Source organism: Paenibacillus sp. J22P51, from assembly GCF_059692215.1.
The window spans coordinates 1,108,457-1,133,955 of the sequence record NZ_JCAUAZ010000001.1; the positions used below are offsets into that span (position 1 = coordinate 1,108,457).

Genomic DNA, 25,499 nt, shown 5'->3' on the forward strand with positions numbered 1-25,499 from the left:
CTCTTATTACGCTTACTTATTTAATATTTTGACTTTTCACATACTCCAACCATTGCTTCTTGTATTCCGCTTGGATTTTATCTAGTCCTGCTACTTTGGCTTTTTCCATAAATGTTTTCAGTCCGCCTTCAACATCCGCAACTAGACCTGCTTGAAGTGGATACAGATATTGTTTCTCCACTTGCTCTAATGCCGCTCTTTCAGCTTGGTAGCTTGTGTAGTCTTCTGCAAAGCCTGTGTATTTATCAGGTGTCGCAATTTTATCCAGATCAGTGAAGATCTTTTTCACGCCATCATAACCTTTGTCAAACAACATAAACTCAGGATTTCTCCAAGCCCAGCCTTGCATAGCTTCTCTAGGGAAACCGTTGCTGTTGCTGTCACCGATCATGGAATAATAGCCATTATCAACTGAATAGTTTTTACCTAAGATACCGTACTCTGTCAATTGATTGTAAGTTTTGTCAGTTACCATTTTTTCGTAGAACGCAAGTGCACGCTCAGCGTTTTTGCTGCTTTTTGGAATCGCGAACCCGTTGTGAATCGGGTGAACCGGCTCCGCATGGCCTTTGATCATTGGTGCTGGGTAGTATTCAAGCTTCCAATCTGGGTGTGTAGAAGCAATTTTCAACTTTTGATCGTTAAAACGAGTAGGATTATCACCTAAGTTCGCTGCTGCTTTTCCGCTTGTAATCAGGTCTGTCATGGCATCCTTCGTATTCAGGACGTTCTTCGTAATGTAGCCGGCATCCTGCCATTTCTTCATGGCTTTCAGCTCATTCAAGTGCTCTGGGGAGCCCCAATACAAGCCAACCTCTGATGGCGTTTTATATCCAATGTTCAACCCGTAAGGAACGGCTCCAATTGGATCGATTGTCAAGTTTTTGTATTGATCAGAAAGACTGCCCTTTACATCACTATTCGCTGCCAATGGTACCATATCAGGCACATTTTTCTTGATACCAGCTAGATACGCTTCGAAATTAGCAAGGGAATCCGGTTTCGGTAAATTGAATTTCTCTCTGAGGTCCTCACGCCAGATGAAACCTGTCGTTACATACTCTTTATATGTGGCAGGAACAGTGAAGATCTTGCCGTCAATTTTGACAGCTTCCCACATATCCTTCGGTACGAAGCTATTTAATTTAGGGGCTGCTTTAGGAAGCAGCTCATCCAGTGCCAGGAAGGCTCCTTTTTTGGCATAGGATTGGTATTGTGTCCACTCCGCTGTGAAGATCAGATCCACCGCTTGGCCCGATGATAGCAGAAGCTTATATTTTTGATCCCAATCCGTCCATGTTGTGAAGTTGAATTTAACTGTCGCGTTCAAATCCTTCAAAGCCAGCTTGTTAATTTCTTCTTCAATGACAGGAAGATCTTTCGGTGCAGGTCCTAGCATATAAAATTGCAATTCTACTTTCTTGGATGTATCAAGACCTGCTGGCTTTACTGACGCTGCTGCAGTCGCTTCAGGTGCTTTCGTTGCTTCTGCTGCTGCGGAAGGACTCGGAGAACTTGTGGATGTGGAGCTGCTGCACCCTGCAACAACGGAGCCGGCAAGTGCAATTGCCATAGACACACTATACATCTTCTTCGCATTTCTTTTCATGTAAATCCTCCCTTTATTTGTGCAAATTTAAAATGGATGAAACAATCTATGTTAGCTGACGGAATGATTCCGTTACAGTTCTAACCTTTGACAGCGCCTATGGTTAGGCCTTTTACGAAGAAGCGTTGAACGAATGGGTATAAGAATAGAATTGGACCTGTTACGATAATAGCCATTGCTAATTTCGTAGATTCCGTCGGTATTTCCTGACTCATCGTTGCACCTGTGCTAATTCCCAGTGAAGAAACTGCTGCTGCTGTGTTGATGATGTTGTACAAGAAATACTGCAGCTCATATTTGCTCTGATCATTAATAAAGAGCGATGTCGAAAACCAGCTATTCCAATAATGCAAGGCAAGGAATAATCCAACTGTGGCAATCCCAGGCATCGCCAGAGGCAGCACGACACGATAATAAATCGTAAAATCATTCGCGCCATCAATTTTAGAACACTCGGTAAGCTCTTCAGGAATCGAAGACTTAATGAAGCTGCGCATTAATATAATAAGAAAGGGAGACATAAGCCCTGGGAAAATCAGTGCCGCATAGGTATCTGTTAACTGCAGATATTTCGTTATCATGATGTACCATGGGACAAGGCCTCCACCGAACAGCGTGGTGAAGTAAATATAGAAGGAAAGCTTATTGCGATATTTAAAATCTTTCCTTTGGAGCACGTAGCCGGCCATGGTCATCATGAACAATCCAAGAACCGTCCCAACCACGGTAACGAAGATGGTGACGCCGTAGGCTGTCAATACTTTTTCAGGATAGGTAAGTACCGCTTTGTAAGCTGTTACTGAAAAATCTTTTGGTATGAGGTGATAACCATCACGTATTATGGATTCATTGTCTGTTAAGGAGCCCGAAATGATGAGTAGAAAGGGAAATATACAAATTATAGAAATCGCGATAATAACGAGATAGGCAATTATATTGAATGTAACGGAATCAATTCCTCTGGTTCGCAAGTGCTGTCACCTCCTAGAAAAGTGCATATTCATCATTTGATTTTTTAATAAAATAGTTCACTGTCATAATCAGTACGAAGCCAAAGATGGATTGATACAATCCAGCAGATGTCGCCATCCCTATATCGAATGTCACCTTCAAGGAGCGGAACACATACGTATCTAAAATATCCGTTGCATTGTACAGGATGCCGTTATTTCCGATTAGCTGATAGAAGAGATCGAATTGCCCCTTCATGATGCTTCCTAGTGCAAATAAGAGCAATATAATGAAAGTTGGCTTCAACATTGGAACTGTAATGTACCAAATCCGTTGAAAAATGTTCGCTCCATCGATCGTGGCCGCTTCGTAATACTCATCGCTAATGCCTGTAATCGTAGCCAGATAAATGACCATCGTATAGCCGACATTTTTCCACACGTAGAACATCACCAGCAGAAATGTCCATGCAGATGGTGTGTTATAAATATCAATGGGAGTGGAACCCCATGATTTCAGCGTTGCATTCACAAAACCAGTATCATAATTAAACATGTTGTAAGCGATTGCATTCAGTAGAACAAATGAAATAAAATAAGGTAAGAACATCACGGATTGCGTTAATTTCTTGAAAAACTTGCCTGCCATTTCACTTAATAGAATCGCACAAAAGATAGCAGTCACATTTAAGAAAACGATAAATGCAATGTTGTATGCGATTGTATTTCGTGTCAAAGTCCACAAAACACCTGATTTCCATAGGAATTCAAAATTCTCCAATCCTACAAATGGACTGCCGAAGAGTCCTCCATTGAAATCAAACCTGGTGAATGCGAAGTAGATCCCAACCATCGGTACGTACGAATTAATAAAGAAGAAGATCAATGTTGGCGCTATCATGAGAAACAACAATTTATTTTTGTTTAACTCATAGAAGAATCCTTTCTTCCGGATCATGCTGTAAAACCTCCCTGCGTTAATATGTCCTGTCTAGCTTGTCGGTTGCCATACTCGAATTATAAACAGATTGGTTCCCACTCGGATACTGAATATCTGCTAACATTTATGAACGAACCGACTAGAAAAAGCCCAATTCACATATGTACAAATTAAACTTTCATGGATAATCTGGCTTTTCTAGTACTTTTTTCAGCCTCCAGGCTATCCGATTCCATTGCATGCAGTATATAGTTGGGATATACTTTTTCTACCAAAGGGGGAGACGATTGACATGATGCTTCGAAATCAAGAGAGCAAATTTATGTATCGCAACATACTTCTTAGTATTGTTTTGTCCATTGTCATTACACTGCTTGTCTCCTCTACGATCCTCTACGTCAATTTTGATAATATTGCACTCAAGCAAGTGTATGGATCTGACTCCAACTCCTTGCTGCAAACTAGCCAAGAAATTCGGACCATAACGGAGACCGCAACCTCCCTGTCCTTTCAAATTTATCGTGATTTCGTAATCAGTAAATTGTTGTTCTACGATAAACCAGATATCTATGATGTCCAGGGCAGCATGTCACAACTGAATTTATATCGGCTAGCGATGCCTTTTATCGAATCCATCTATGTGTATAACGGAAAATCAGAGCTTTTCTATGTCAGTTCGAACAACTTTCAGAGCGGTATTCAAACCAAAGCGACTTTAGGCGATCCTAGCATGGTCAATATCCTTGATCATTTTCAGGATTATATTCCTTTTTTACCGATCCCAAGGTCTTTCAAGACAACTGATGTAAGTACACTCCAATCCACGTCTATCGGGATCTATTCCTATTTGTGCTATGATGCCATCAATTTGAATAATTCCTTGAATTCTGCCGTTGTCGTCAATATTTCAGAATCGTTCTTCAATAAATCATTGAAAAACGTTTCAAACAATCGGGCAAGCAATGAATTTATTATTAATAAAGAAGGCATGTTGATCTCCACAGATGGGACAAATCCTGTACTATCCAATTATGCAGATAAAAGCTATATCCAAAAAATTATCGCCAATGCTTCTTCACCGGGCTATTTGGTAGACAACGTGAATGAGACGAAATCTTTAATTTCGTATACAGCTCCTGACTCTCTAGGGTGGCGTTACGTTCGCACGACCCCCTACACGATAATCACCAAAGAGATCAGGAACATGCGTGCCAAGACGATTTATATCTCGCTTAGCATTCTTCTTGTGGGGCTGCTTACTTCGTTCTTCATGTCCAAACGATTATTCGATCCCATTGATAAAGTCATTCGAAGCCTAAAAACGTTAGAAATCGAAAAGCGTGATAATCTTCAAATTTTACGACAAAATTTCCTGAGAAATATTATGCTGGGAAGAGATGCCTATCACCCTCAAGCCCTGCAATCGAAATTAACCTATTTCGGCTCCAAAATCACCATTGGACATCCTTCTTTACTTCTCATGGTTAAAATCGATTCTTATGAAGAAAACATTCGAACCTATAAGGATCAGCTCACCTTGCTGCGCTATGCGGTCATGAACATTTGTACCGAAATCAGCTCCTTCACCTTCCACGCGGAAGGTATTGATATGGGAGATGATCATATCATTTTGCTGCTTTCCGCGAAGGAAGCTGATTTCCAGTGGCAGCCTGATGCTTTCACCGAGCTGCTTCATAATATGCAAGCCTCGATCTCTTCCTTCATTAAGTTATCTGTATCGATAACGGTAAGCCCGCTTCAGGACGAAGCGACACAGTGCTCCCAGCTATATAAACAGCTGCTAGAAGCTTCTTACCATCGCTTGTTTAGAGGCCATGGATGTATCATTTGGTCAGACGAAATCATTGCGTACCGCACCAAAGAGTACAAGTTCCCGTCGCAGAAAGAAAAACAGCTTGTCGATTGCCTCATGACAGGTGATGCGGAAGAAGCCGAAATCATTTATACCGAAATCGTTAATGAAACATCCCTATATCCATACACGGTCGTTCATTTGGCCATTTCCCATCTGACGTTAACCGTCAATAACGTACTTACGACCATCAACAAGAATAACGCGCATGCCTTTCCCCTCTATTTGGACGCAGCTGTCGCTTCCCTAACCCATGTAGAGACGATTGAAGAAGTTAACACGCAATTCATTGACTTATTCAAGCAGCTTCAGAAAAAGCTGGATGAGAAACGAAGCTCCAAGCATGTAGAGCTCATCAAGAAAATGAATGACATCATTGATCGGGATTATGCGAATCAAAATCTGTCACTCAACTCCATTGCTGATGAACTTGCGATGTCTTCCATTTATATTAGCCGCTTATATAAACAACATACGATGGTCGCTATTACCGATGTGATTCAAGATGTCCGCATGAATAAATCCAAAGATCTGCTATTACACACACAGCTTTCCGTTGCAGAAATCGCAGAGAAGACCGGCTTTACGAGTGACTCTTACTTCTATCGATTGTTTAAAAAATACAATGGCATCACTCCTAATGATTTCCGCAAGCAGCTCAAATACGAAAATACCCTCATCCAGAAAGGGATGGAAGAAAGATGAAGTGGCTAAGTGCTCACGAAAACCAACTGAATGTAATTTTTGCCGAAGCAAAGGAAGCTGTACACCAATATCCTGCGCCACTGGACCAGTTAGGGCTTGCCTATTTAGCTAAGTTTGATGCGAGTCATGAAGGAAGCACCAAAAATTATATTTGTTATCTCCTTCCGTATTGGATGGAAGATGTTTGTGAGCTGACTATCGAGGAGTTCAACAAGCTATCATTGGCGAATATATTCGTCATGCTCTATTACTTCATTCAAGACGATATTATGGACGCCGCCAAAGGAGAACACACGAGCAAGCTGCCGCTAGCCAACTTATTTCACCTCCAATTTCTGTCCATTTACCGGGAACTCTTTCCTTCCAATTCCCCTTTCTGGAACTATTATGAAACATACATTCTAGAATGGTCCCAGAGTGTTACCAATGAGCTGCAATCCGATTACTTTCATCATGACAAGCTGCAACTTGCCAAGAAGGCCAGTCCTGTCAAAAATGCCAGCACCGGGGCTCTTCTCCTCGCCAATCAAGCTCATCTCATCCCAGCTGTCACCGCAGCTGTTGAACAAACACTTGTTACCCTTCAAATGCTAGATGACTTGTCGGACTGGGAAGAGGATCTAGAGGAAGGGGCGTATAACTGCTTACTTGCCTCTATCCGCAAGCATTTACAGCATTCTACAGCAGACGACCTCAGCCATGAAATGGTCAAGAAGCAGCTCTATGTCCACGATTATTTGACCGCTTATGGCGCTATAGCTGACACCCATCATGAGCATCTGTTATGCCTCACTGTTGGCATGGATCAGCTCGAAGCATTCCATAATTCACTTGTTAAAAATATCCATCGTGTAGCCCACGAAATTAAAGAACGGAGAGCAGCGTTAGTCTCTGGCGGCTTCTACTATTTTTTGTCTAATTCTGATGGATTTTGATAGATTAATAGGTATTTCCATGGTATACTCATACATGTAGGAAAAATTACCCAAATGACTAGGAGTGATTACTAGTGTCCACAAATGAAAGTTTAAAAGCCAAAATTATTCAAAAAGCGTGGGAAGATGAAGCCTTTAAACAACAACTTTTATCCGATCCTAAAGCAGCGCTAAAACAAGCATTTAACATTTCACTTCCTAATGACATTAAGGTAACAGCAGTTGAAGAAACATCGACAGAGTTTGTTCTTGTAATTCCTACAAATCCTGCTAAAATTTTGGTAACATCTAATGGCTTACAAGCAGTTTGGTAAAATATAAAAAGGTGTTCCGCTAAGTTCGCGTGAACACCTTTTTCTTTCCAGCAGGATCCAATCCTCATTCAACACTCGCATTAGGAAAACGCATAATGACCTCTGTCCCCAAATTTTTTTGACTTTTGAACTCAATATGCCCCTTCATGATCTCGATCAACCGAAAAGTAACCATCAAGCCTAGTCCTGTACCCTTCGTCTTCGTCGAATAGTAAGGCTCACCTAATTTTGTCAGCTGCATGGGCTCGATTCCCTCACCATTATCCTTAACATGGATGAATACCTCGTCATTTTTTTCATAGGCCCAAACATGTATTTGCCCATCGACTTGAAACGCTTCGATACTATTCTTGATAATGTTGATCAAGATTTGCTTGAGCTTCGAAGAATTCCCATTGATATGCAATTCAGACGGCACATTGACTGTAATCCGTCCACCATTCAATGTGGCTAAGGGCATAATGATTCCTTCAATTTGACTAATTTCCTTACTCACGTTCAATTGCACGATTTCATCCAGCTGTGGCTTAGCAAATGTAAGGAAATCTGTAATGATGACAGAAGCACGATCCAACTCTTCGATCGCAATGGTCATATACTCCTTGTTCTTGTCATCTGTTCTAGCCGCTACAAGCTGTAGAAACCCCCGTGTGACCTGCAAAGGATTTCTCACCTCATGGGCAACTGAAGCTGCTAAGGAGCTAATCATCTCCATTTTTTCGGAAAGCTGCAGCTGATGATTGTAAAATTCAAGCTCCTTCGAATAGTTGGACATCTGCTCTTGATTAATTGCAAACCGCCTGCCCAAAATAACGATGAGCGCGATAATAAATCCAACCACACCGAACTTCCATAGGAAGAATTGATATTTTTGATTATTTGCGTAGTAAAGAATAAGGTCAAATGTCCCCATCAACGCGAATATGGCGAAGCCTGAGGAGAAAATAACTGCCTCTCTATTGCCGCGTATCACAAAAATGATGGACAATCCAATAATGAGAATGAATTGGAGAATCATGATCACACTTAGCAAGGTAAGTGTGAAAAACAAATACGTTTCAATAAATCGATACTGATTAAGTTGATTAAATAAGATTAAGATAATGGAAAAAAACGAATACCCTACCTGAAATTTACGGAAAATTCGGATCCATTTAAACTTCCCATTATCAAATATTTTCTCAAAAAAGTAAATGAGTGAAGGTAAAAACACAGCTAAGGAAATATCAAAGATATTCAGGAATAAGTCCCCAAAACGAGCAAAGTTAGCATAGAGGAAGGGGGAATAGGTAAGAAAGATCGTACCTAGTGTAAGTATGATTAAACTAAGTGAAATCCAACTCGACCGTTGGATCTGCTTCAGAAAGAACGAACATATGAGCATGATCACAGCGATAAAAAGAAAGGCAAATCCAAGTATGATGTTCTGTAAATCTCGAAGAATGAATGTGCGCGTCAAGGTAGCATAATGGTCTAATCGAATGTCCGAATGTATACCTAGCCGCCCCATGGATGTCTGAAGCTTTAAATAAACAATTTCTCCCCCTTCTTCTGAACTTATCGGTAACAAGCTTCGTTGCTCATCATAGGGAAAGTCAAACTTGACTTCACGTACTAAACGATCACCAATGTACACCGACATCTGCTGCGTATATATACCATCAATATACATGCCGTAATCCTTAGGAAGCTGTGGTGGCAGCTGGATTCGAACCCACGCAGTAGAAGTATCTTTTGGTTTATCCGGCACCTCTGCTCCGCTCTCTATTGTCCTCCACTCAGCTAAATGCGATGCAGCAATGACATCTTGGATCTTATCATCGGGCCCCCCCCATAGAAGATCCCATTTCGAAATCGTTTTCATGCTTTCTGGCTGCTCCGCAATCGCATGATTGGCCATGAAGAATAAGCCAATTATAATAACCAACCATGTTTTCCATCGTAAATGATGTATTTGAAGCAATCGTTGCATGTATTCACATCCCCCATAGATGACTGTAAGTAATTTACATTAATTTAATTCGACGGGGTTCGCAGCTTTCCTTCTTACCAAGGTAAACATTATATAAACAAAATAAAGCGCCCACAGGCCGTCGCATTCACACGAGCTCACCGCCTGAAACCAAACCATTGACTCCAAACAAAAAAGCCATCTCCAAGTAGATTCCCTCCACTTGGAAACGGCCCTATCTTCCGTTCAGCTTCCCATTTCCTCAACCCTACAGCTTCAATCGATACATCGCCTTGTTCTCCAACCCTCGGATCATTGGTGTCCATACCTCGGACTCCGGTGTGATGAGTAGTGTATCCTCAACCATTTGCAACTTCGCATCCATCGAATCGATGTAATGAAGCGCAACGGCCTCCGGAAGCTGCGGCAGCACAGGACTTCCCCACTCCGGCAAGTTGTGGTGGGACAGCACAATATGCTGTAATCCAATGACGAGATCCGATTGGAGATCTAGACCCAGATGCAGCGCTGCCTCTGTAATCCAATTGGACGCCATGGAGATGTGACCCAGCAGCTTCCCTTGCACGCTGTAATCAGATACGATACCCAGCTGCGCGATCATTTCCTCCGGCTTCGCGATGTCATGAAGGATAATGCCCGCTTTGATCAGGTCAGGATTAAGGAATGGCCGCTGTTTGCAAACAAACTCACCAAGCTCCAGCATCCGAACAATATGATAAGCGAGTCCAGCGAAGTACGCATGGTGATGCGTTTTGGCAGCAGGATAATGGTCCAGCTTATCGCCAACCTTCGCCACGCAAAACGCGACGATCGACTGAATCGTTGGATTCGTAATACTCGCTAAAACACTATTGATTGTATGAATTAGATCCGCTGGACTGATCGGTGCAGAGCGGATAAAATCAGTGATCTGCACGCCATCTTCCGGCAGCGCTTTGCGAATCTTCCCGATCTTTACTTGCAAGCGTTCGCGGTACATTTGAACGAGTCCCTGTACCTTGACTAAGGTCATCGGGAAAAAGGTCTCTTTATCCGAAATGCTGACATCCCACATTTTAGCGGAAACTTGCCCTGTCGCGTCACAGAGTACAATATCCATGAAATCCTTGGCAGGAGTTGTATTCGTTTGTTTAACTTCCAATTCTTTAATTAAGTAAAACCCTGTAAATTCATCTGGTGCTTGTAAATGTTTAATTAATGTCATGTGTGTGCCTCCAATAATCAATAGGAACATTATACTACGAAATGCTTCTTAGTGATTAGTGGAATGCCTAGAAATTTATGGCGTTTGTAATCGAGCACCAGGATCCTCGGAAACGCAGGGATCGAAGTGCTTTTGAACAAACTATCACATCACGTACTCACGAAATACTTCATTTAAATACACGTACTTACTCGCTGGATATTTGAAACCGAGAAAGAATCCCGAGAAATCAATGTGAACAGAGATTAATCTCCGACTCGTTACCGTACTCCGTACCAAATGATTCAACAATGCCTCATTCTGCGAATTGATCGCCTTCACGACAAGCGCCGCGTAATTGGGATTGCAAATGAATTCCCGATATAGCGGAATGACCGCCTTCGCGATCGCGCGATTAATCGTAGAGTTGAATGTGAACTGCACTTGACCAGGACGAATCGTCGTCCCATTCGTGATCACGAGAAGCGGTTTGGGCAGCGGAAAATCGACAAACCAACCCACCCCATTCGACGCCAAGGCCGACAGTGGTTTTGAGCCGATAACAGAACGCAGCAGCGTATTCATGCGCGCAATATCAGCTTCGCGTACGGCCTTCGCCCATTGGACGGAAAATGTACGGTTATTTGCCAACTTGCGGTAAAAGGGCAACATCACCGTAGCGACCTTACGGATTGCGAACACCCTTTGTTTTATTGGCTTTGCAGCCTTCAAAGCAACTTTCGAATTTATTTTTACGCGTCTATGACCCGTTCGGTAGATCTCCATGCTTACGCACACTCCCCAGACCTATATAGTCTAGACTATTGCGTAGGTCGGGGGAGTGTGTGGGCTGCGCGGATGTGCGGGTAAAGCTCCCGAAAGAAAAAAGTCTGTTTGAGCCCATATGCTCAAGCAGACTTTCTTATCAGCTTCTATAATCGCCTTACGATAACCTCGTCACCAGCCTCGTTCCACTCCCAACTAAAGCCCAGCACTTCAGCTAGTTTTGCCCAGCTAACGAGCACAAAATTGTTCAGCACTTGTATGTCTGCCGATGGAATCGTTCCTGCACTTCCCTTTGACGTGTATAGTATACGTTTGTTTTCTTCGTCGTACGTAGCATCTCCAAGGCCGAGCTTCTCAAACGTTTGACTAAGTGGCACCCAAGGGATGCCTCCAATGACTATTGGCTTGATCCCGTTGTATGTGAGTGCTTGACCCTCGAAGATAAATCGGATAAAAGGGAGGTGATGAGCGACTTTTGTCCCTTTCAGCAATGTGATCATGCCTTGGTCCAACTCTGCTTTTTCTGTCGCAGTAAGATGCGCAATCTTATCCTTTGCGATTACATCACGAAGCTTGATATGATACTTATGCTCCATTCGCTCATGAAGTCGAGTCATTCCCTCCGGCGTCGTCGATTTCAAGCTTCTACCTTGCATCTGCGCCATGAGCACACCGATGGTCTCCCCAGCCATTGTTCCGTTCGGTTGAATTCTCGCACTTCCATAGGCTACTGCAGTTGCTCCTACCAACTTCCCTGTGGTGACGACGTTATCGTAATCGTGAAGCAAGTAGCTTCGAAGAGGAATCCCATATTTATCTGGCCGCCCAATGGCCAAACCCTCCCTATTGGAGCGCGAGCCTTGAATGTCCATGAAATAACCACCGATGCTGACGTTATCCCAGAACATTCTTCCGCTCATCAAATCCGAGGCTTGCAGTACATAATCTGTTGGATAATGATTATATTCCCGAATGTACAAGGATTTCGGCTCCCCATTAAGCTCCAACTGCTCAAAGCCAATCATAGTCTTTCGTAGATGATCTCGAATGAAGGGCATTTCCGCTTTCGCTTGCTCAATCCCCCATTTAATCGTTGCTTCCTTGCTCGGATCGATGCCATATACCTGCAGTGCGTTAATAATGATCTCCCCGTCGCCTTGATAGAGGATGTTCAAACCTCGGAGATTGAGTTCGTTCTTGTTGCGCAGATTATAAGCCGATACGATCGGCGGAAATCCATAGGCGATATGTGAATTCACGTAACTTTCTGGTCCATATTTATGCGCGCGCTCGATCTTATCCATTGCCCAAAAATGAGTCTGAAACTTGTCCCAATCGACACCTTTAAATTTCATCATGTACGTGCCGCTCATATATTCGCGTTCCTTCGCCCCATAAAGGGCTTCCAGTCCTGGAAGCGGCTGTACATTCAGCTTGCGTATCAGCGCCGCGTCATCCGAATTATCAACAAAGTAGGAAGGCATCACAATTCGTTTTTTCCCATCTCCACCTAGATAGGCAAGGGAAACCACTTTACCATCCGTCACTTTCAAGTCTTCCAGCACAACGTTCTTCTCTAGAGGAATGCCGTCAATAAGCTTGTGAAAATAATGGGCAAACTCTGTTTTTTTGCGAATACTCCCTTTCGTATACTGATGGAACAGCTCTTTCATGCCGCCTTGCATGAGTTGATTACCATCATCATCGTATACTCCGTCAAGATAAAGCATCTCCCCTTGGATGAGCTGGCCGCCTAGACTCCCCTTCGTCTCGAGGATCAGAACATCGAGACCTTCGTGTTTCGCCTTCTGTGCGAGATACATGCCTTCAAGCTCAGTCCCCATAATAACCACATCTGGCTGAAAGGCAGTTTGAGTATGCAGCGTAAATCCCCCATCGCTGTCTCGGTGCAGTCCGAAGTATCCTAATACTCCAGATCCTATGGCAATGACTAGGAGAATGCCGATTATAACTGTCGATTTCATATTACGAACTAACACATTTTTCAAAAATTATCACCCTGCTGCATCTAATGTGGTATTCTTGTATGCTTTGGATCCCTATTTCTACCTCTTGCTCCATAATGATAAGCATATCATTAAAGTTGGCGAACATGAAGGAAATAGTACAATCGAACGATATGAAAAATAAAAGTCTGCCTGATCTCCTGCTTACAGGAGTCTGGAAAGAGTAGATGTGCTTCTACATTCAAACATCTCATCTTCTTTTCCCTAAAACAAAACATTCAAACACAATTCACTACATATCCCCCGCACACTTGAATATATTTAATAACAAGCTTTATTTCCCTATGCCTGATAGCGTTCCGCTTATCATAAACACCAAGGAGGTGTCCCCATGACAGAGCCCTTATTTATTGTTTCCAAAGAGGATTGGTCACTCCACCGCAAAGGATACCAAGATCAAACCAGACATCAAGAGAAGGTCAAAGATGCCATTAAACAGAACCTTCCTGATCTGGTGACAGATGAAAGCATTGTTATGTCCAATGGTAAACAAGTCGTGAAGGTACCGATAAAAAGCTTGGACGAATATCGCTTCCGCTATAACTTCAACAAAGGCAAGCATGTTGGTCAGGGGGACGGCGACTCTCAGGTCGGCGATGTGCTGGGAACAGATCCGCAGCCTGCACAAGGTCCTGGCAAGGGCGAAGGAGCTGGGGACCAAGCCGGCGAGGATTATTACGAAGCGGAAGTGAGCATGGAAGAGCTGCAAGCGATGTTATTTTCAGAGCTGGAGCTTCCTAATTTGCAGCAAAAAGAGAAGCGTAACATGACCACCACCGAAGTTATTTTTAACGATATTCGTAAAAAAGGGATCATGTCCAACATCGACAAGAAGCGGACGATCCTCGAAAATATGCGCCGCAACTCTCGTTCTAGCTCACCGGGCATCCATCATATTTCACCCGATGATTTGCGATACAAGACGTGGGAAGAAATCGAAAAGCCGCATTCCAATGCGCTTATTATCGCTATGATGGATACCTCTGGTTCCATGGGCTCATTCGAGAAATACATAGCTCGCAGCTTCTTTTTCTGGATGACCCGCTTCTTACGCACGAAATATGAGAACGTTGAAATTGTATTCATCGCGCACCATACGGAGGCTAAAGAGGTTACGGAGGAAGAGTTTTTCACCAAGGGAGAGAGCGGGGGGACGATCTGTTCCTCAGCCTACCAGACCGCTATTGATATTATTGATAAAAGGTACCCCCCTTCTCAGTTCAATATTTATCCCTTCCATTTCTCGGACGGCGATAATTTAACCTCAGATAACGAGCGCTGTGTGAAGCTGATTACGCAATTAATGGAACGGTCGAACATGTTTGGCTACGGGGAAGTGAATCAATATAACCGCAGCTCTACGCTGATGTCTGCCTTCCGTCATATTAACAATCCTAAATTCCTGCATTACGTCATCCGTGAAAAAGGTGAAGTGTATAAAGCTTTGAAAACCTTTTTTACCAAAAAGGAAGGAGTGCCTGCACAGTGAGTAAATCCGAAATCCAAAAGCTGGAATATGCCATTGATGAAATTACGGAGATCGCGAAAGGCTTTGGGCTCGACTTCTTTCCGATGCGGTACGAAATCTGTCCGGCAGAAATCATCTACACCTTCGGTGCCTACGGGATGCCAACACGTTATAGTCACTGGAGCTTTGGCAAAAACTTTCATCGCATGAAGACGCAGTATGATTTTGGACTCAGTAAAATTTACGAATTGGTCATCAATTCGGACCCTTGTTACGCCTTCCTTTTGGACGGAAATTCCCTGATTCAAAATAAACTGATCGTCGCGCACGTGTTGGCTCACTGCGACTTTTTCAAAAATAACGCCCGCTTCTCCAAAACGAATCGCAATATGGTGGAAAGCATGTCCGCAACGGCTGAACGTATACGCCAATATGAAATTGAGCATGGGATCGATGAGGTGGAACAATTCATAGATGCCGTACTTGCCATCCAAGAGCACATAGATCCTGTACTAACGCTAACGTATGGCCAAACTCGCAAGCGCCAAGAAAATAATAAAGCGGCTACACCAGCAGTTCGAGGCGAAGCCACATACGGATATGAGGATTTATGGGACTTAGATAGCCGAAACAAACCCATTGTTTCTCTGGATAAGGAAGATACGAAGCGTTTTCCGCCGAAGCCGGAGAAAGACCTTCTTCTTTTTATCGAAGAAAATGCCCCTTACATGGAAGAATGGCAACGCGATATCTTGACCATGCTGCGCGATGAAATGCTCTACTTCTGGCCACAGCTCGAAACCAAAATCATGAACGAAGGCTGGGCTTCGTACTGGCATCAACATATCCTGCGAGAAATGGATTTGACCGAGGAAGAAACGATCGAGTACTCCAAGCTGAACTCTTCCGTCGTTGTTCCCTCTCGCCATTCTTTGAATCCTTATTATTTGGGTGTCAAAATATTTGAAGACATCGAGAAGCACTGGGATGCACCGACGGATGAGGAAATCCGCAGATTCGGACGGTCGCCTGGGCAAGGCAGGAAGAAGATCTTCGAAGTACGCGAATACGAGTCCGATACATCGTTTATCCGCAACTATTTGAATAAAAACCTGGTTGAAGAATTAGACCTCTACGTGTTTGAGAAGAAAGGACCCGAGTGGAAAATCACCGATAAAACGTGGGAAAATACGCGGGATCAGCTCATCTACTCCAGGGTGAATGGTGGTTTCCCCTACATCGTTGTCGAGGATGGGGACTATCAGCGCAATGGGGAATTGTATTTGAAGCACGCTTTTGAAGGCGTGGAGCTGGATCTGAAATATGTGGAGCGAACGCTGCCGTATATTTATAAGCTGTGGGGTAAAACCGTCCATATGCATACGGTTGTGGAGGATAAGCCGGTTTTGTTTAGTTTTGATGGGAAGAAGCATCATCGACGGTTTTTGTGAAAGAAAGCCCAACCCGTGGAGGGTTGGGCTTTTTGGCGTTCCTTTATTCTGAGCTGAACAAAGCTGATCGGTTCCGTTTATAAATGATGTAGTTGATAATTACAAACCTTAGATACGCTATTTGTGCAATTTGGTGAGAAATGCTGCTATAACGGTGAAATACACGCTTACAGTTCGAGCTCAGCGAGAAATCCGCCGGTTAGCTTGCTGTAACGGTGAAAAACACGCTTACAGCTCGAATACGGCGAGAAATCCGCTGATTAGCTTGCTGTAACGGCGAAAAACGTGCTTACAGTTCGAGTTCAGCGAGAAATCCGCCGGTTAGCCTGCTGTAACGGTGAAAAACACGCTTACAGCTCGAATACGGCGAGAAATCCGCCGATTAGCTTGCTGTAACGGTGAAAAACACGCTTACAGCTCGAATACGGCGAGAAATCCGCCGATTAGCCTGCTGTAACGGTGAAAAACACGCTTACAGCTCGAATACGGCGAGAAATCCGCCGGTTAGCTTGCTTGTAACGGTGAAAAACATCCTTACAGCAGCAGGACGGCGATTAAATTCAAGTTAAAATTGGTGTTCCAGTGGCTCAGCCTACTCCTACTCCCACTTAAACGTGAACGTAGCCACAATGAACGACACGACCAGCCAGATGGCCAGCATCAGCCCTTCCTGCCACAGCTCCCCGAAGCCTGCGCCAACATTCATAACCTGCCGAAGGGCAGTGCTGAGCTGAGTAATCGGGATCGATTTCACGATCGGCTGCAAGAACTCCGGCATGCTGGATACAGAGAAGAACACGCCGCCTAAGAACATGAGCGGAAACGAGATCAACCCGGAAATCGGCCCGGCGCTCTCAGGGGTTTTGGCCACACCGGCAATGATGAAACCGATGGACATGAACGTCAAGGTACCCATGACGATAAACAGCAGAAGCAGCCACCACGAGCCATTCACCTGCGTCCCGAATATCAAGGCGCCTACTAGCAGCACGATCAAGGCTTGCGCCGTGTTCATCACAAGGCGCGCGGTAATCTGCGCGGCGATGAACGTTGAGGCCTTCAGTGGTGTACTTTGCATCCGTCGCAACACCCCCCGCTCCCGCCAGGAAGCGATTTGCCCTGAGACGCCGTTTAAGTTGTTGGTCATGATCATCATCGCCAGGATCCCCGGAACAAGGAAATCGATGTAGCGAAGCTGCAAAGCTTGAACGCCCACGGGCTCGATCTTAACAATTGGGATGTAGTTAGAAATTTGCTTAGAAACACCATCAGCCACCTGCCCGACCGTTTGCAATCCGATCTGTGCACTCTGCTGGTTGGTTTGATCATAGTAAACCTGAAGGAAACTAGCCTTCGAGTTATCTGCTCCTTTTTTAGCAACAGCCTCACCGTAATTCTTCTGAATAATCACAACCAGTTTCTGATCCCCATGCTTCAGCTGCTCCAGCGACTTATCCATGTCATCGGAGGGCTTTAGCTTCAGAATACTATTGGTTTGAAGTGCCTCCACCATAATTCTGGATTCCGCACTTTGATCCTGGTCAATGACAACGCCGTCTAAGATGATATCATTCCCCTTGCCTAGAAAGGAGCCGAGCATAATCATGAAGAATAGCGGCATGAATAAGGTAAATACAAGCACTTGTCGATTACGCACAAAAAACCGAAGCTGGCTTAACGTCAATTGGATATAGGCATTCATTCTTCTTTCAAGCTCCTTCCTGTCATGGAAATAAACACATCTTCCAGCGTAGCCGTACGTGTCTGCAAGTCAGCCAATTGCCATCGACCGCCAGCGCTTTTCTCAATGAGATCGATTAATGATTCCTGAAGCTTATCTGTATAGAGGACGAATACGTCCTTACGCACATCGATTCCCTTTACTTCACGGATATCGCGAAGCTCTTCAAGAACTGATACCTTGTCTACTTCCGCCAATTCTTGCAGTCTGAACTCGATCGCGCTATCGGATTGCAAGCTGCTCACTAGATTACGAGGCGTATCCAGGGCGACGACCTTGCCTTGATCCATTAAACAAATGCGATCGCAAAGCACATGCGCTTCTTCCATATAATGAGTAGACAGCACAATCGTTTTGCCTCGCTCTTTCAGCTTCAGAATGATCTCCCACAGTGTTCGTCTTGCCGTCGGATCTAGCCCCGTTGTAGGCTCATCCAAGAAAATAACTTTAGGATCATTCAAAAGTGCAAGACCGATGGCAAGCCTCTGCTTTTGCCCGCCTGATAGATGCTTGACGCGGCCGTTTCTTTTATCAACCAACGTCATATCTTCTAACAGCGGCTTAATCGGAACTGAGCTCGGGTAGAAACTAGCATACATCCTCATGATTTCCTCAACCGTCAACAGCTCAAATAATGACGTCGACTGCAGCTGAACACCGATGACTTCCTTGACCTTGCTCAAATCCTTCTGCGTATCAAATCCGGCCACAATGGCGCGCCCGCCGTCAGGCTTCCGCAGCCCTTCGATCATTTCCATCGTTGTCGTTTTCCCAGCGCCATTAGGACCAAGCAAACCAAATACCTCGCCTTGATAGACCTGAAAATTAACACCTCGCACCGCCTGGAAGGATCCATAATTTTTAATTAAACCATCCGCTTCAATAACAATATGTGAAGACTCCATCAAGCTAGCCCCCTTCTCTTCCATTTTTTACTAACTCACCCTATTATATAACAAATGAACGCACAGTTACACTTTCTCATAGAGGAGCACTCTCCAAAACAACTATCTCTCAAACTTCTACTGACAGAACTAGTGAAATTCCGACACCGTCAATCGACGAACTTATTGAGAAAGATATGATAATCTTAATATCTACTTAATCAATTTCAGAAGGAGATGTGTTGAAGTGAGAATGAATATTTTATTTAATAAAAAGCCGATTTCTGTTAATTTCGTCGGCACGGACCATAAGTTAATTCCTTCCTTGATCAACGCACTTCGCCATAACAAATTCACCACCATGAATTTAGTTAATTCGTTAGAGCGTGTAGATTTATTTAGCTCGGAAGCGATTTTATATGCCACAGATGGAAATAAGGCACGTATACCTATTTTCTAATTTAAGTCGTTACATAGATGTTTGGTGACCAACGCCTACGAATGGTAGTTTCCTTCGTAAGCGTTTTTTTTTCGTAGATAAATAGGCATATTGCCTCTACTCTATTCATAGACTAATAGAAAGAGACCACTACAGCTGGGATGGAGAACTCTATGAACGTTATCCGCCTTTTCAAAGATCATGCTGCTCAGCTACTAATCTATCTACTCATCATGTTAACTAGCTTTGTATGGACCTTAATCTGGGGTCTTCACACGACTTCACAACCGCCTCCACTAGCGACGACCGAGTACAGCATCAAACCCGCAACGAATGGCGTCCTTCTTCACGTTATCCAAACATCACCTGAAAACATAGGACTCAAAGCAATTAAAGATAATGTGACCGATCGACAGGACAATGGGATTAATGGCGGTTTTTTCTGGCAGGGGTATTTGCTGAGCATCGCTGTGACCAATGATCTGCCTGTAAAGGGGCAACCCGGCGATTACGGCTCTGGCTGGTACAATACGGATCGGAAACGAGGAACACTGGTGTGGGACGAGAAGGCGCAAACCTTTACAGTCCAAGTGGTTGAAAATGCGAGCGAGCTGAAGGTGATGGACCGCACGCGATATTGGGCGCAGGGCGGTGTAAGCATGGGACTTACGAACCCATTAGGCTGGGCCGAGCAAGCGATCTCAGAAGAAATGCCCGTGATTAACGAAAAGCGCATGCGCTCTGGTATCGTGTATGATCGATTCAACAATGTGTATCTTGTTGTAGCACCAACGCCATGTACAGGCGAAGAGTTCCGTACAGCGGTACAGGAGCAAGTAGGGGAGAATCAACTCGTCGATGGGCTTTTCCTTGATGGAGACGGCTCCTCACAGCTGAAGGTCGCGAATTTCTTACTGCCAGGCGATCATCGCGAGGTCTATCAAATGATTGCTCTATTGAAATAAGCGGAGGGAGGAGAAACCTTCCCAAGCAATAAAAAAAGGAAACCCCACGAAAGCGGGCGTTTCCTCTTTGATATTTATGAAAAACCATCTAGAACGTTACGTTATCCGGATCCGGACCGATACGCTGATTCTTATTCATCGAATCGATCAAAGCCATATCCTCAGCGCTCAGCTCAAAATCGAAAATGTCCGCATTCTCACGAATACGATGCTCGGTCACAGACTTCGGAATCGTCACGACGCCATGCTGAATGTCCCAACGCAGCACAATTTGCGCTGCTGATTTGCCGTATTTAGCAGCGAGCTGCGCCAATTCAGGCTGATTCAGCTTACCCTGCATAAGCGGGCTCCACGCTTCTAATTGAATGCCCCGTTCACGTGTGAACGTGAGCAGCTCCTTTTGCGAAAGCTCCGGATGATACTCCACTTGATTAACCGCAGGAATAACACCCGTATCTTCGATCACATGCTCTAAATGAGAGATTTGAAAATTGCTCACGCCAATCGCACGAACATGCCCCTCTTTGTAAAGGTGGACCAGCGCTTTCCAGGTTTCTCGGTACGTCGCGGACACAGCCCAGTGCACCAAGTAAAGATCAATCGTCTCCAAACCAAGCCGCTTGCGGCTTGCTTCAAATGCTTGCAGTGTAGACTCGTAGCCTTGATCCGCGTTCCACACCTTCGTGGTGACGAAAATATCCTCACGCGGAACGCCGCTTTGACGCAAACCTTGACCAACGCCTTCTTCGTTGCGATATACAGCAGCTGTATCAATGCTTCGATACCCTAATTGCAAAGCGGTTTGAACCGCTCCAATGACCTCTTGACCTTCTTTGCTTTTATAAACACCGAGCCCCAGCCAAGGCATATGTACACCATTGTTGAGTGTAACTCCAGCTGTTAATGCTTGATTCGCTTGCGTAGACATTGCTAACAACCTCCATCGGAATAAGATTAGAATGAGCGCATCTTTACCGTGTAGCTCCTATTAATCATACCACCCAAGTCGGGATTTTCCAAAATCTACGCTAGAAGGAAGCAGGAGAGAGGATAGCGGAACCGACTGAAGCCTGCAGGCTGAATCTAGTTAATTTTGATGCGCATGAATTAAATCCATTTTCAGCTGCCATAAGGCTGCGCTCAAATTGACGCGATACACCTCGGGATTCAGCATCCGCAGATATTGCGGCCAAACCGTTTTCATTTGCTCTGCATGGTAGTCACGAATGTGCTCCAAGGTTGGCAGCTCATAGACCAGCTTGCCGCTCTCGAAAATCGGTTTCAAAAGCGGAATCGCCTCATAATCCTCGATATATTTGAAAAGATACGGATGGATGGGGTCGAATAGCTTTATTTCCATGCCTTCCCGAATATCCACCTCATCCTGCAAAGCCAAATAATCAGCTTCCGCTTTGCCCGTCGTCAGGTTCATGATCCGGTAGGCTTCCTTGAAGCCCGGATTCGACACCTTCTCCGGGTTGCCCGAAATCTTAATGACCGGCACGAACACGCCGTCCTTCTCACGGGCAACAAGCTTATACACGCCGCCCAGCGCAGGCTGGTCGGCCGCTGTAATCAGCTGGGTGCCAATGCCCCAGCTGTCGATCTTAGCCCCTTGGGCTTTCAGCCCGGCGATGATGTGCTCATCCAAGTCATTGGATGCCACAATCTTCACCTCCGGAAAGCCCGCCTCATCCAGCATGCGCCGCGCTTGCTGGGACAAGTACGCCAAATCGCCGCTGTCGAGGCGAATGGCGTTCAAGCGCTTGCCGCGGCTCGCGAGCAGCCGCGCCGTAGCAATTGCATTCGGCACACCGCTGCGCAGCGTGTCGTAGGTGTCCACGAGCAGCGTTACCTGCTCGGGCAGGGCCTCGGCATACGCACGGAAGGATTCCGCTTCCGTGTCGTGGGCCTGCACCCACGCATGAGCGTGCGTGCCTTTGGTCGGGATGCCGAACAGCATCCCGGCTCTGAGGTTCGATGTCGCGTGGAACCCCGCGATATAGGCTGCTCTTGCGCCCCAGATGGCGGCGTCTGCCTCTTGGGCGCGCCGGGTGCCGAACTCCATCAGCACATCGTGCGGAGCAACGCCTTTCATACGCGAGGCTTTGGTCGCGATGAGCGTCTGAAAGTTCACGAAGTTGAGAATCGCCGTCTCAACGAGCTGAGCCTCAAAAATACTGCCGATAACGCGCACTAGCGGCACATTGGGGAATACAAGCGTTCCCTCGGGGATGGCTTGTATATCGCCTTTGAACGTAAAAGCACGAAGCGCATCAAGGAATTCTTCCTGATAATTCTCCTCTTGGATGCGTAAATAAGCGATTTCCTCCTCGCCGAAATGCAGGCTTTGCACATAATGAATCACCCGCTCCAGCCCAGCGAAGACCGCATATCCCCCATCAAAAGGCAGCTTGCGGAAGTACACCTCGAACACAGCTCTCTCCGTATGTGTCCCTTGTAACCAGTGGGCGTACATCATGTTAATTTGATATTTATCGGTATGCAGCGTTAAGTTATTCATTGCATGCATCGCGTGCCAATTCATCGGATTCATCCCTTCCATTGCGCATTACCTCGTTAGTTAATTTTCCCAATCCCGAACAACCTTAGCCCCTAGTGTATGTTCAAAATGCCTCAACGCCCAGTCATGGCCTTGCGCATCAAAGCTGGCAACCGCATCCTCATGAATGATGAGGGAGAAACCTTTATTATACGCATCCACCGCCGTATGTAAGACACAAATATCTGTACATACGCCTGCTAGATGAAGCTCCTGAATACCTCTCGCTCTGAGCTGCAGCTCAAGATCTGTCCCGCAGAAAGCACTATATCTCGTTTTGTCCATCCAATAGATCGATATCTTATGATCTTCATACACATCTCTTAGCCGACCGTAGAGCTCCCGCCCCTCCGTATCACGTATATTGTGAGGTGGGAACAAGGCCGTCTCAGGATGGTAGGGATCCCCTTCCTCATGTAAATCAATGGCCATCACAACAAAATCCTTTTGTGTAATAAAGCTATTGGTTAGCTCACACATCCGAGCTTCAATTGCGACAGCTGGATCCCCGCAGGGCAGCTTTCCAACGACGAAATCCACTGTATAATCAATGAGAATCAAAGCTTTCATGTTCACCACTCCTTATATTGTATATGTAATATTATTATAACGACTTTATCATTAACTAAAAAGAAAAGCCTAACTGTAAATCGACAGCTGAGGCACAGGATCGGAAAGCTGGCGCTTCGCTCCATATTATCATTTCGATAATTTCATTATGACATAATAGAATTCGCTTTTCAACAGACATATGCGAAATTATTACGAATCCGGGTACAGATTGTCGTAATTAATGAGAATCGTCATAAACCCAAGTGCAACGAATGAGAGAAATGCCATAAATGAAAGATGAAATACATTGGGGAATACGATAAAAATGGCGCCGGTGGCGACACAAACCCAGTTCTGCCACATATGCTTCCCAGTTTTCCCCAGAGCTAGCATCGAGCTTACGAATTGTAGACTTCCGAACAGTGCACAGGTGTAAAGCGCATTGGTTACATCTCCAAATCCAAACACCCAAGGAGTCAACAAGAACCACAGACCCATGAGCGCCGACAAACTATTTTTGAGATACATACCGATCACACCTCCTAAATGCGGGATGTTACAGTATATGCAAACGCTTACAAGTTGTGTGCCAGAAATAGTACCTGATTATCTTAAATCCCCCTAAAAACTTGGGATCCCAACCGTTGATGCGGATATGCAGCACTATAAGGCCCTTTTCGGGCCTTATTGGCACGCACGTGCCTTGAAATCACTCCTTTAACGCCCAAAAAGGTCGTTAAAGCTTGGGATCTGGCCAGACGCTGCGAGTTTGCAGCACTTTAAGGCCCTTTTCGGGCCTTATTGACGCACACGTGCCTTGAGATCACTCCCTTTACGCTCAAAAAGGGCGTAAAGGGAGTGATCCCGCCAGACGCAGCGGATATGCAGCAATTTAAGGCTCTTTCAACTATTTCGCCACTGCCGCCTACAATTTAGTCGAATTGTTCGTACATAAAAAGGTTGGTTAGTCTAACGACCAACCAACCCCCTTGATTCACTTATTCTATTTCCCTCTTATTGCTCGATATGAAGTCCTGTCGAAACAGATGTCACATCGGCTTTGAGAATATCCGTTACGAAGTTAACAGGTACATAGAGGGAATCGTTCAGAATGACTGGAGCTGTTCCTAGCGCAACTGGCGCCATTTTGGCAAAGAAATAGCTGTCTTTCCCCACGCTCACACTCGTCCACTGCGCACCCTTCGTCAGTTCAGCAGCGTACTTATCTTGATTCCATTTCACGGTGTAGCCAAGCCCTTCGGCTACTTTACGGAAAGGAATGAGTAAAACTCCGTCCGCATTTTGAACAACGTCACTTGTTACCAGATCCACTTTCACTTTATCTGCACCAGGCAGCGGCACAGGATTTGGCTTGATTGTCATATTTTCAGGCAAGCTGAAGCGGAATTCTGGGCTTCCAGATGAACCGGGAGCGATCGAATATTTCGGGAATACCACGACTGCTTCCCCTTTTTCTACATAAAAGCCTTGCTCTATGCTGATTCCTTTAAATTGATCCTTAAAGAAATTTTTCGGGTTCTCATTTATTTTGGCAGTAACACCTGCATCGATTGTTGCCTTGTAGTCCGCACCAAGTAAATCTTGGAGTGTGACACGTTGAGCCTCAACTGCATTCAAGACATTATACGTATCCACTCTTGGCATGCCCGTACCGCCTGTTGAGCCGTATGTTGTAACTTCAAGTGAGACAACTCCTGCTGGGTTTCCTGTGCCGTCGGATTTCAGTTCATACGTGATCGTAAGCTCGTAAGGACGATACGTATATCCATGCTCTTTCGCTGCAGCTGCAGCCTCTGTAGCATCCTTTTCCCAAGCTGCTAAATCTTTGTTGGCATGTGAAAGCAGAATGTCATTCAGCTCATCCTGATATCTTGTATCCTGCATGCCTGTCAGCTGCGGCACTTTGATGTTTGTTTTTAAATCTGCATTCTTCGAAGTAAGCACCACTTCTTTAATCGTGACTGACGCGACGAGATCAGCAGAAATGGCTACTACGGTATCTGCCGAAGCAAGGCTTGCTACAGGCAATACAGATGCGCTCACACCTACAAGCATCGCACAACCAACAACACCCATTTTCAACATGTTCCACGGATTTTTTTTCATTTGTTATTCGCTCCT

21 protein-coding genes are annotated in these 25,499 nt (G+C 45.0%); 7 read left to right on the forward strand and 14 right to left on the reverse strand.

The window, feature by feature from the left end:
- Window positions 1-16: 16 nt before the first annotated feature.
- From AC58QC_RS04400 to AC58QC_RS04410, 3 genes are all read right to left on the reverse strand, one after another.
- A complete protein-coding gene (locus AC58QC_RS04400) occupies window positions 17-1,615 on the reverse strand; it encodes an extracellular solute-binding protein (RefSeq protein ID WP_497414074.1) in 1,599 nt (532 codons plus the stop codon).
- Window positions 1,616-1,689: 74 nt separating this feature from the next.
- Window positions 1,690-2,580, reverse strand: coding sequence for a carbohydrate ABC transporter permease (locus AC58QC_RS04405; RefSeq protein WP_497413963.1), 891 nt, complete (start codon window positions 2,578-2,580; stop codon window positions 1,690-1,692).
- A gap of 13 nt (window positions 2,581-2,593) precedes the next feature.
- The gene (locus AC58QC_RS04410; protein WP_497413964.1) at window positions 2,594-3,517 is read right to left on the reverse strand and encodes an ABC transporter permease; all 924 of its coding nucleotides are present in this window, start codon (window positions 3,515-3,517) and stop codon (window positions 2,594-2,596) included.
- 274 nt (window positions 3,518-3,791) lie between these two features.
- Between AC58QC_RS04410 and AC58QC_RS04415 the strand changes: the two genes are divergently transcribed.
- The 3 genes from AC58QC_RS04415 (at window position 3,792) to AC58QC_RS04425 (ending at window position 7,326) form a co-directional block, all read left to right on the forward strand.
- Window positions 3,792-6,077, forward strand: a complete 2,286-nt coding sequence (locus AC58QC_RS04415) for a helix-turn-helix domain-containing protein (protein ID WP_497413965.1) — start codon at window positions 3,792-3,794, stop codon at window positions 6,075-6,077.
- Window positions 6,074-7,012 (forward strand): hypothetical protein, encoded by a 939-nt coding sequence (locus AC58QC_RS04420; protein WP_497413966.1) that lies wholly within the window; start codon window positions 6,074-6,076, stop codon window positions 7,010-7,012. Before AC58QC_RS04415 ends, AC58QC_RS04420 begins: the two co-directional genes overlap by 4 nt.
- 74 nt (window positions 7,013-7,086) lie before the next feature.
- Entirely contained in the window at window positions 7,087-7,326 is a 240-nt protein-coding gene (locus AC58QC_RS04425) for an NHLP leader peptide family RiPP precursor (protein WP_497413967.1), read from the forward strand.
- 64 nt (window positions 7,327-7,390) lie between these two features.
- Here AC58QC_RS04425 and AC58QC_RS04430 read toward each other — a convergent pair whose 3' ends face one another.
- From AC58QC_RS04430 to AC58QC_RS04445, 4 genes are all read right to left on the reverse strand, one after another.
- A complete protein-coding gene (locus tag AC58QC_RS04430; RefSeq protein WP_497413968.1) occupies window positions 7,391-9,298 on the reverse strand; it encodes an ATP-binding protein in 1,908 nt (635 codons plus the stop codon).
- A gap of 247 nt (window positions 9,299-9,545) precedes the next feature.
- The gene (locus AC58QC_RS04435; RefSeq protein ID WP_497413969.1) at window positions 9,546-10,502 is read right to left on the reverse strand and encodes a 3'-5' exoribonuclease YhaM family protein; all 957 of its coding nucleotides are present in this window, start codon (window positions 10,500-10,502) and stop codon (window positions 9,546-9,548) included.
- A 144-nt stretch (window positions 10,503-10,646) separates the two neighbouring features.
- Window positions 10,647-11,267 carry a hypothetical protein gene (locus AC58QC_RS04440; protein WP_497413970.1) on the reverse strand — a complete coding sequence of 207 codons (621 nt, stop codon included), beginning with the start codon at window positions 11,265-11,267 and terminating at the stop codon, window positions 10,647-10,649.
- A 146-nt stretch (window positions 11,268-11,413) separates the two neighbouring features.
- The gene (locus AC58QC_RS04445; RefSeq protein ID WP_497414075.1) at window positions 11,414-13,267 is read right to left on the reverse strand and encodes an FAD-dependent oxidoreductase; all 1,854 of its coding nucleotides are present in this window, start codon (window positions 13,265-13,267) and stop codon (window positions 11,414-11,416) included.
- A gap of 358 nt (window positions 13,268-13,625) precedes the next feature.
- Between AC58QC_RS04445 and yhbH the strand changes: the two genes are divergently transcribed.
- Both yhbH and AC58QC_RS04455 read left to right on the forward strand, forming a co-directional pair.
- Entirely contained in the window at window positions 13,626-14,783 is a 1,158-nt protein-coding gene (yhbH, locus tag AC58QC_RS04450) for a sporulation protein YhbH (RefSeq protein ID WP_497413971.1), read from the forward strand.
- Entirely contained in the window at window positions 14,780-16,213 is a 1,434-nt protein-coding gene (locus AC58QC_RS04455) for a SpoVR family protein (RefSeq protein ID WP_497413972.1), read from the forward strand. Before yhbH ends, AC58QC_RS04455 begins: the two co-directional genes overlap by 4 nt.
- Before the next feature lie 598 nt (window positions 16,214-16,811).
- Here the strand turns inward: AC58QC_RS04455 and AC58QC_RS04460 are convergent.
- Window positions 16,812-17,915, reverse strand: a complete 1,104-nt coding sequence (locus AC58QC_RS04460) for an ABC transporter permease (RefSeq protein ID WP_497413973.1) — start codon at window positions 17,913-17,915, stop codon at window positions 16,812-16,814.
- The gene (locus AC58QC_RS04465; protein WP_497413974.1) at window positions 17,912-18,859 is read right to left on the reverse strand and encodes an ABC transporter ATP-binding protein; all 948 of its coding nucleotides are present in this window, start codon (window positions 18,857-18,859) and stop codon (window positions 17,912-17,914) included. Before AC58QC_RS04465 ends, AC58QC_RS04460 begins: the two co-directional genes overlap by 4 nt.
- 226 nt (window positions 18,860-19,085) lie before the next feature.
- On the opposite strand from AC58QC_RS04465, the gene AC58QC_RS04470 reads away from it, so the two are divergent.
- On the forward strand, window positions 19,086-19,298 hold the full coding sequence (locus AC58QC_RS04470) for a hypothetical protein (protein ID WP_157257133.1): 213 nt from the start codon (window positions 19,086-19,088) through the stop codon (window positions 19,296-19,298).
- Window positions 19,299-19,450: 152 nt separating this feature from the next.
- A complete protein-coding gene (locus AC58QC_RS04475; protein WP_497413975.1) occupies window positions 19,451-20,242 on the forward strand; it encodes a hypothetical protein in 792 nt (263 codons plus the stop codon).
- 88 nt (window positions 20,243-20,330) lie between these two features.
- On the opposite strand, the gene AC58QC_RS04480 is transcribed toward AC58QC_RS04475, so the two are convergent.
- The 5 genes from AC58QC_RS04480 to AC58QC_RS04500 form a co-directional block, all read right to left on the reverse strand.
- Window positions 20,331-21,170 (reverse strand): aldo/keto reductase, encoded by an 840-nt coding sequence (locus tag AC58QC_RS04480; protein ID WP_497413976.1) that lies wholly within the window; start codon window positions 21,168-21,170, stop codon window positions 20,331-20,333.
- A 159-nt stretch (window positions 21,171-21,329) separates the two neighbouring features.
- On the reverse strand, window positions 21,330-22,808 hold the full coding sequence (locus AC58QC_RS04485) for a nicotinate phosphoribosyltransferase (RefSeq protein ID WP_497413977.1): 1,479 nt from the start codon (window positions 22,806-22,808) through the stop codon (window positions 21,330-21,332).
- A gap of 18 nt (window positions 22,809-22,826) precedes the next feature.
- Entirely contained in the window at window positions 22,827-23,375 is a 549-nt protein-coding gene (locus AC58QC_RS04490) for a cysteine hydrolase family protein (RefSeq protein ID WP_497413978.1), read from the reverse strand.
- Window positions 23,376-23,567: 192 nt separating this feature from the next.
- A complete protein-coding gene (locus AC58QC_RS04495; RefSeq protein ID WP_497413979.1) occupies window positions 23,568-23,885 on the reverse strand; it encodes an SPW repeat domain-containing protein in 318 nt (105 codons plus the stop codon).
- A 486-nt stretch (window positions 23,886-24,371) separates the two neighbouring features.
- Entirely contained in the window at window positions 24,372-25,484 is a 1,113-nt protein-coding gene (locus tag AC58QC_RS04500; protein WP_497413980.1) for a stalk domain-containing protein, read from the reverse strand.
- Window positions 25,485-25,499: the final 15 nt, after the last annotated feature.